Genomic DNA, 6,991 nt, shown 5'->3' on the forward strand with positions numbered 1-6,991 from the left:
AACGTTTACACTCTTTTTTAGGGTATAAAACTCCTTATGAAGTAGAACAAAAATTTTATCAATTTAAAAATGTAGCATAGGTCTTAGAAAAAATGTCCGACTTTTTCTTGCAAGTCCAGGACTGAGGGTGTATCTCTATACCAAATATATTATCCGTCAACAGTTTCTTCAGCTCATTAAAGTCCGTAAGCTTTTCTGAAGTGGCATTTTCGTGACGTTTGACAAGGCGTTTAAAACTTTCAACCAAAAAAATTCCCGAACCACACGTTGGGTCTAATACTTTAACATTAAAATCTTTTTCCGTCCTAGAGATTGGTAATTTCTCATTCAATATAAGTTCAACTAGAGAAGGTGGTGTGTAATAAGTACCTGTATCTTGCTTTAAAGTAGGGTTTATTTCAGCTAAGAAATTCTCATAAATTTCACTCAGCAATTCTATTTGAATAATGCTAAAATCGAACAGGCGTAAATCTTCAAAAAGATTCTGCTGTAAGGAATTATCATTGCCGTTGATAAAACACTTTCGGATAATTTTTAGATGTTCTCTAGAGATTGATTCATTGTTATCTACAGTAAAAACATTACCATTAAAATATTCTTCTAGTTTCTTAAAAAGAGAATATGTTTTATCTGCATCGTCCAGAATTTCAAAATAAGACGTTGCTCCTTTTTTTATTTCAGAATAAAACTTTTCATCAGTTGCGCCTCTATCTTCTAAATAAAGAAGAAATAGAGAACGCATTATTATTTTATGGATAAGGTTTATTTCTAATCCTTCTGCCTGTAGTTGCCTAGCAGTATAAGTAAGGCTTTCTACGAGGTATTTGTCAACCCTTCGTTGAAGGCTTATTTTCTTTCTAATCTCAAACGCTTCTTCCAATGTCCATATGACACCTGTATCAATGGCAAGGGTGGAAAAAAGGTTTTGAAGTTGTTTGAGCTTGGTTTTATCTGAAAACTTGTAAGACTCTATTTCGAGTGTTTTTAGTTCTTTCTTATAATCAAAATCATCTGATTTAATCAAAAGAGGTTTTTCCGCACAATTGTAAATACGAATTTCAGTTTCTGAATAAACGTATAGAAAAATTACCTTTTTGAAGTTCCAGATTTTTTTTTGAGCAATTGCAACTTGCCGCAGAGCTAGGTCATCAAACTTTTGAACCCTTTTTAAAAAAACCGCTGGATAACTGTTTTGATTTTGATCAGTACTGAAATAAATTTCATCAATACCAAAGTCTTTTACTTGATTGATTACAACTAACTGACTGTCAGAAATCTGATTAGATTCTGAAGTAACAGAAACGGCCTTGTCCAAGCCTAAATTTTCAATTATATCATAATCAATCATATCTAAAGTTGTCCAAAATATCTGATTGTTAGTTACATACTAAATTAATCTCAAAGGTACAAATGATTTTACGATTTTGATAATCCTAATTTGACCAATCTTTGGATTATTTCCAAAAAATCGGAAGTTTCAGACTATTCTTCTGATTCGTTGTATCAGCTAAAAAATATCGACCTCGCCTCATCATAAACCCGCTCAAAATTAACCGCTAAATCCGCCTGAGAATATTGCTTGGATTCTTCAGGAAGTTGCCTTTGAATTCGGGCTAATTTAAACTGCACCTTTTTATCCCTACCATCAGCATAAGTTATAAACTCGCCCTGCTTCAATCGAAAGAAAACATCTGCTCTAATCTTTGGGATTTCTTTTTCGCCAGTCGTAATACGAGTATCAAAATCGAGATTATGGCCACGACTGATACTTTTTGTTGGATCTTTGATGATTTCAAAAAAACGCTCGTAATATTTAGCCGTATCCGGGTCATTGACCTTTCCGAAGAACTGGTAGGATAGGTTGCTCAAAATCGCTTTGCTTGCCTTATCGCCATACATCATATCATTCTGAATTTTGTCCTGCATGACATAAACAGTAGCAATATCATAACTTCTGAGCGTTGCCGGAATGCGGTGCATATTTAGTAATCGGATGGTAGGTGCTTCTTCCATCAATAAAAAAGATGGTCTCTGACCGCGTACGCTCATTTGCTTGGTAATTGTGTGAATAATGGTTGCAACAACAGGCGAATAGGATGTTTCATATTTTGGATTGTTTACTACTGAAATGATTGCGGGATTATCCTCGCTATTAATATTTAATGGTACTTCGTCTACGGATAATGCCATAAAAATGCGCTGTGTACTAATTCGTTTCAGCGCATTGGCCAAGGTGCTTTTTACACCAGCGGTCTGCCTATCAGAATCCTTACCACTAATAAATGCATCTGCCATTGCCCTCGATGTGGTGTTGGTCTCCAAAAACTGAATAAGGCTATCCGTGTCCAATAATTGATAAATCGCTATCAAATGTGGTAGCGTACAGTATTTGGAATAGTCGGTTTTCAGCTTCCAAATCAAACCACCAATCAAACCTTCGGCAGCATCGTTAAAGAATTTTGTTGTTCCTGTTGTTCCACTTTCTCTTTGTTCCAGAAGATTTTCAATTAATACCCTTGACACCTCATTTACGCTTTCCTCATTCTCTAAATAACGTGGTGCAATAGGATTTACCCTGTGGATGATTTTATCGAAGGAAATGACCTTAAACGGGATATCGCTATCCTTAAAAAGTGGAAATGCCATTTCGGTCAGTTCAAAATCCTTGTAGTCGTGAATGATTCCACAAAAGTGTTTTTTCCGGAAATGTTTTAAAAAGCCATACACCACACTTTCGGTCTTTCCACTTCCGGCAGAACCTATTATGGATGCGCCCCTTTTGATATTATCCAATTTGAAATTTCCTTTGGTCGTAGCAAAATTGACTAGATATTTTCTATCGCGATTCTGTACGTTTTCAGTTTTATGCAGAAAGACATAAAACCCTATATTAATTAGCATTAGCGGGCATACCAGATACAGCAATATTGATACTAATTCGTTCCATTCAGAAATAGAGAAAATGAGAAATGAAAGTATTGCGATATTCAGAAGAAACGCATACTTGCTTACCCGAAACATCGCATAGAAAACCATACTGGATAAACCAAGAATTGAAAGTATCGATATAAGATTGTCTATCTCCATATCAATTAGATTCCGATGGAACTTGATTTAATGGCCACTTCTACGCCACGTCTTAAGTGCTTGAAAACCCGAAGTGCAATTTGTGCTTGACTAACTGGAATACTTGGCACTATGGGCAATCCCGTTTTTGTGATCATTTTGAAAGCCAATGCTTTTTCATTGGCTGGCAACTTCATCAAGGCGGCGAAGTATAGATTAGGGTTCTTTACAAAATCCTTTCGGGCTTTATAGGTTTCTGCAAAGTTGCGTTTATAGTCAAAATTCTTGTCAAACGTTTTTTCCGCTTTCGCGAAAAAAGTATCTCTATCAAAACCGCGCTTTACCATTTTACCGTGCATTTCAACCTCCGAAGCTTTGTGTTTGCTTCCTGGAGATAGACTGACCGAATTAGAAGCATCTTTTCTGCTCACGATGATATGGATATGACTTTGGTTTCCATCTTTTCGCATTCCCTGGACAATCCGTTTTCCGTTTTGTTGATGCGGTGCTTGGCGTTCCAATTTTGCTACTTCCCTTTTCATACTTTTAATATTACCTTCAGCTTTTCCTTCTTGAACATTTCGGATTTCAGTTTTTAGCTGAAGAATTTTTGAAGCGTAAGGTTGATTCTCTTTAATCTGAAAATCTGTTCCTTTAAAGGTTCGTTGATGTTCAATTTTAGCGAAGTATTTTATGTCATCTATGGTTATGGGTCTTCCGTGAATTTCTCGATTGAAACTGGCAACATAATCCTTCATCAGCTCACGCGTGTAGGTTTTTAAATCTTGGCTATTGTTCTGAAGTTTTCGCAATTCGTACTTTGACGGACTGACCGTAATCGAATAAAACTTGGGTTCTTTCTTTTTCAATTTTGCGGTGTTTCCATCGATTTCTTTTACCACTTCTTCAGTGGAAATCTCATCGCCGTATTGGTTGAAAAAATGTTCCAAATCTTGCTGTTCCAGACCCTCGTTTTCTTTCTCTAAATAGCCCACAAAATCAGCTGAACTTTGTGAATAATTAGTACCCAACTTTTGAGGTGTTATTGTGATGTACATAGTTCAAAAAATTAAAGTGGGTTACTTGGGTTTTGCTTTTCGCGAAAGCGTACTTCCTTTTTTTCTTCGACATATTTCTTTTCTACAATCAGCGTTTTTTTTGTAGGTTCTTCTGTTTCAAAAAGGGATTGAATCATCGCTACCGTGGGTTTCGTTTGTGTCTTTTCCACGTCTCGCATTATGGCGATAACTGCATTAATTCTTTTTAAAAGTTTTGCTTCAATTGTTCGTCCCGTTGGACCTAATTTTTCCTTTGGCGATATTTCGTTATAGAAGAAAAAATCGAGAATAGTTGACATTGCTTCAGTATGTGACTTGAAGTGTGTTTTCGAAAATTCTTGAAAACGTTTGGCAGTTTTCCGTTTAAACCTAATTGTAATGAATGAATCCATTTTCTTTCGCTTTTTTAAAGATTTGACGTAAATCCACCCCTGTTTACAGGCTATTTCAAGCTGTTTGACGCAAATTGTAGAAACTTTAAAATATCGACTGATTATAAAATACTAATAATCAGATGATTAAAGCGTAAATGGAATCCGTAACATCGCTCAGCGTGTTACCCTCTTGCTATTCCTTTTCGTCACGCGAAAGCGTGACAAAAATCCATACAATCCGGCTAAAGAGCCGATTGCCATTTTCAGGGAAAATGATTTTCCGATATGTTATTTTCGATGTGTACGGTTATCGGCGAAAGTCGAAAAGTGGATAACCCTACGTAAAATTGAATGCTGAATTTCAGCAATATAAAGATACGTTTTTTTCTTGACTATATATTAATTGCATACAAAAACACCTCTAAAAATTCAGAGGTGTTCGATTTAAAAATTGGTAAAATTATATATTGAAAACGTATGTATAGGAATATAAATTCCGAAGAGCTTCTTCCTCAATCATCGTTTCAAAACAACCATAATTTTCTTTTACGTATTTGCGAATGCTATCCCCAAATTTTCGTTTCACATCTTCTTTGGAAGTTTCCAAAAGTCGGTTTTGAGCTTCTTCGCTCAAGTCTGTAAAATTGAGATATACCATAGCTTTTGATTTTACAAAATTCCGTTATCAGAAAAACTATAATAATCCCCATTTGGTGCAAAAATCAAATGGTCAAGAATTTTGATATCAAATAATTTTGATGCCTTTTTAATCTTGTTCGTTAGCCTCTTGTCCTCATCACTTGGTAGTAACTTTCCACTTGGGTGGTTGTGGGTTAAAATTATAGCTACAGATAGGGATTTCAATATGACAGCGAACAAAATCCGTAGGTCTATCAATGTACTTGTAATTCCACCTTGTGAAAGTTGATAGACACCTTTTACTTTGTTGCTGTTGTTCAACAGCACAACTTTGAAAGTTTCTTGTATGCCGATTGTATCTTTATCCCAATCCTCAAAGAGCAATTCTGCCGCATCTTGTGAATTGCTTATTTTCTGCCACTTAGAAGATTTTAAACCCCCTTTATAACTAATTTTTATTTCGTTAACTTGTGCTTTCATTGTTTATCTATTTAAAGTGAATAATGAAAAAGAGGGCGCAACTTTCCAGAGGAACGCCCTCTTTAATTTTGAAGCTTACTTGTCGTTTTTGCTTCCAAGTAATAGGATTTCATCGGCTACAACTTCCGTTACATAACGTTGGTTGCCATCATCGGTGGTGTAGGTTCGGGTCTTTAGTTTCCCTGTAATTCCTAATTCTTTGCCTTTTTCGACAAATTTCTCAACGATTTCAGCAGTCTTGCCCCAAGCTACTACGGTATGCCAGTTGGTGTCCGTTTGCTTTTCGCCTTTGCTGTCTTTGTAATACTCGTTTGTAGCGAGTGAGAAGCGGGCTACTTTCTTACCGCTTTCAAGGTTCGTGATGGTTGGTTCTTGCCCAACGTTTCCAATCAATTGTACGTGATTTCTAATAGTACTCATAATAAAATATTTAAGTGATTTATATTTCCCCTATTGATTTAAAACAGATTAAATTTTAAGGGGTGTTTGTTCTTTTCTTCTGTGCATCGCACAATGGATAGAGTGGGTTTTGTCAAGACTTTTAGGGAATAAATCAGGTGTGTTTGCGACGTAGTAATCTCGATAGCTATCGGGATTCAAGGAAGTAGAAACCTTATTTTTCACTAAAACTCGTACAGTCTTGACAAGTTCCATAAGGGCATTAGCAATTCTTTTAAACGCAGTTGCGTTTGAGCGTACCGACAGTTAAGCGAAATAAGTGGCTGTGTTTATATTAGAATTGGTTATGTCGTGCCTGTTTTTCGACGACCCGAAAAACAACAAAGGCTTTATCCATTATAAACCCCTTAAAATGTGTAAGACAGCGGTTTGGTTTTTAAGGATTTTCGAGTGAGGGCTCAAGAAGACCGCGCCGAAAATCCTGTCAAGAAAATCAAGCCGATGGCTTTCCGATTAAAAAAGCGGACTTAATCCACGATTTTGGCTCTGGAATGAAGTGTTCCTTTCCAGCGCAGCGGGAAAGGTTAGCGAAATGGAAAGCTGAAATTGGGAATTGTGTCCAAGACTTGTATAGTGAAGCTCTTTTCACGAAGTGAAGTGGTTGCCTGCTTTTTCAGCAGGCGAGCGTGGAATGTAGGGGAATGTGCTGAGTGGATTATTAATACTTAGGCTTCCAAATCCAATTACATTTTGGTGCAAATAACTCTGGGTTGAAATAAATGTCACTAATTAGGTCAAGAAATTTGTTGCTTTTTAAAAGCCCACCACAATGTTCAGGTTCTGTTGCAATAGTAAACTGGACTTGCAAGAAAAAGTCGGACATTTTTTCTAAGACCTATGCTACATTTTTAAATTGATAAAATTTTTGTTCTACTTCATAAGGAGTTTTATACCCTAAAAAAGAGTGTAAACGTT

Annotated in this window: 7 protein-coding genes; all 7 read right to left on the reverse strand. The window is 36.2% G+C overall.

The features are described 5' to 3' along the window. Nucleotides 1-58: 58 nt before the first annotated feature. The 7 genes from GUB10_RS15755 to GUB10_RS15785 all read right to left on the reverse strand — a co-directional run bounded on the left by GUB10_RS15755 (nt 59) and on the right by GUB10_RS15785 (nt 6,037). Nucleotides 59-1,348 carry an N-6 DNA methylase gene (locus tag GUB10_RS15755; protein ID WP_193712415.1) on the reverse strand — a complete coding sequence of 430 codons (1,290 nt, stop codon included), beginning with the start codon at nt 1,346-1,348 and terminating at the stop codon, nt 59-61. A gap of 155 nt (nt 1,349-1,503) precedes the next feature. Continuing rightward, a complete protein-coding gene (locus tag GUB10_RS15760) occupies nt 1,504-3,087 on the reverse strand; it encodes a type IV secretory system conjugative DNA transfer family protein (RefSeq protein WP_193712416.1) in 1,584 nt (527 codons plus the stop codon). A 5-nt stretch (nt 3,088-3,092) separates the two neighbouring features. Then, nucleotides 3,093-4,124, reverse strand: coding sequence for a MobB family relaxase (mobB, locus tag GUB10_RS15765; RefSeq protein WP_193712417.1), 1,032 nt, complete (start codon nt 4,122-4,124; stop codon nt 3,093-3,095). 11 nt (nt 4,125-4,135) lie between these two features. Next, the gene (locus GUB10_RS15770; RefSeq protein WP_193712418.1) at nt 4,136-4,516 is read right to left on the reverse strand and encodes a BfmA/BtgA family mobilization protein; all 381 of its coding nucleotides are present in this window, start codon (nt 4,514-4,516) and stop codon (nt 4,136-4,138) included. 442 nt (nt 4,517-4,958) lie between these two features. Next, nucleotides 4,959-5,156 (reverse strand): hypothetical protein, encoded by a 198-nt coding sequence (locus GUB10_RS15775; protein ID WP_072316413.1) that lies wholly within the window; start codon nt 5,154-5,156, stop codon nt 4,959-4,961. 11 nt (nt 5,157-5,167) lie between these two features. Further along, the gene (locus GUB10_RS15780) at nt 5,168-5,617 is read right to left on the reverse strand and encodes a JAB domain-containing protein (protein WP_193712419.1); all 450 of its coding nucleotides are present in this window, start codon (nt 5,615-5,617) and stop codon (nt 5,168-5,170) included. Between the two features lie 75 nt (nt 5,618-5,692). Continuing rightward, nucleotides 5,693-6,037 carry a single-stranded DNA-binding protein gene (locus tag GUB10_RS15785; RefSeq protein WP_193712420.1) on the reverse strand — a complete coding sequence of 115 codons (345 nt, stop codon included), beginning with the start codon at nt 6,035-6,037 and terminating at the stop codon, nt 5,693-5,695. Nucleotides 6,038-6,991: the final 954 nt, after the last annotated feature.

It is taken from the genome of Salegentibacter sp. BLCTC, from assembly GCF_015143665.1.
Taxonomy (GTDB): Bacteria; Bacteroidota; Bacteroidia; order Flavobacteriales; family Flavobacteriaceae; genus Salegentibacter; species Salegentibacter maritimus.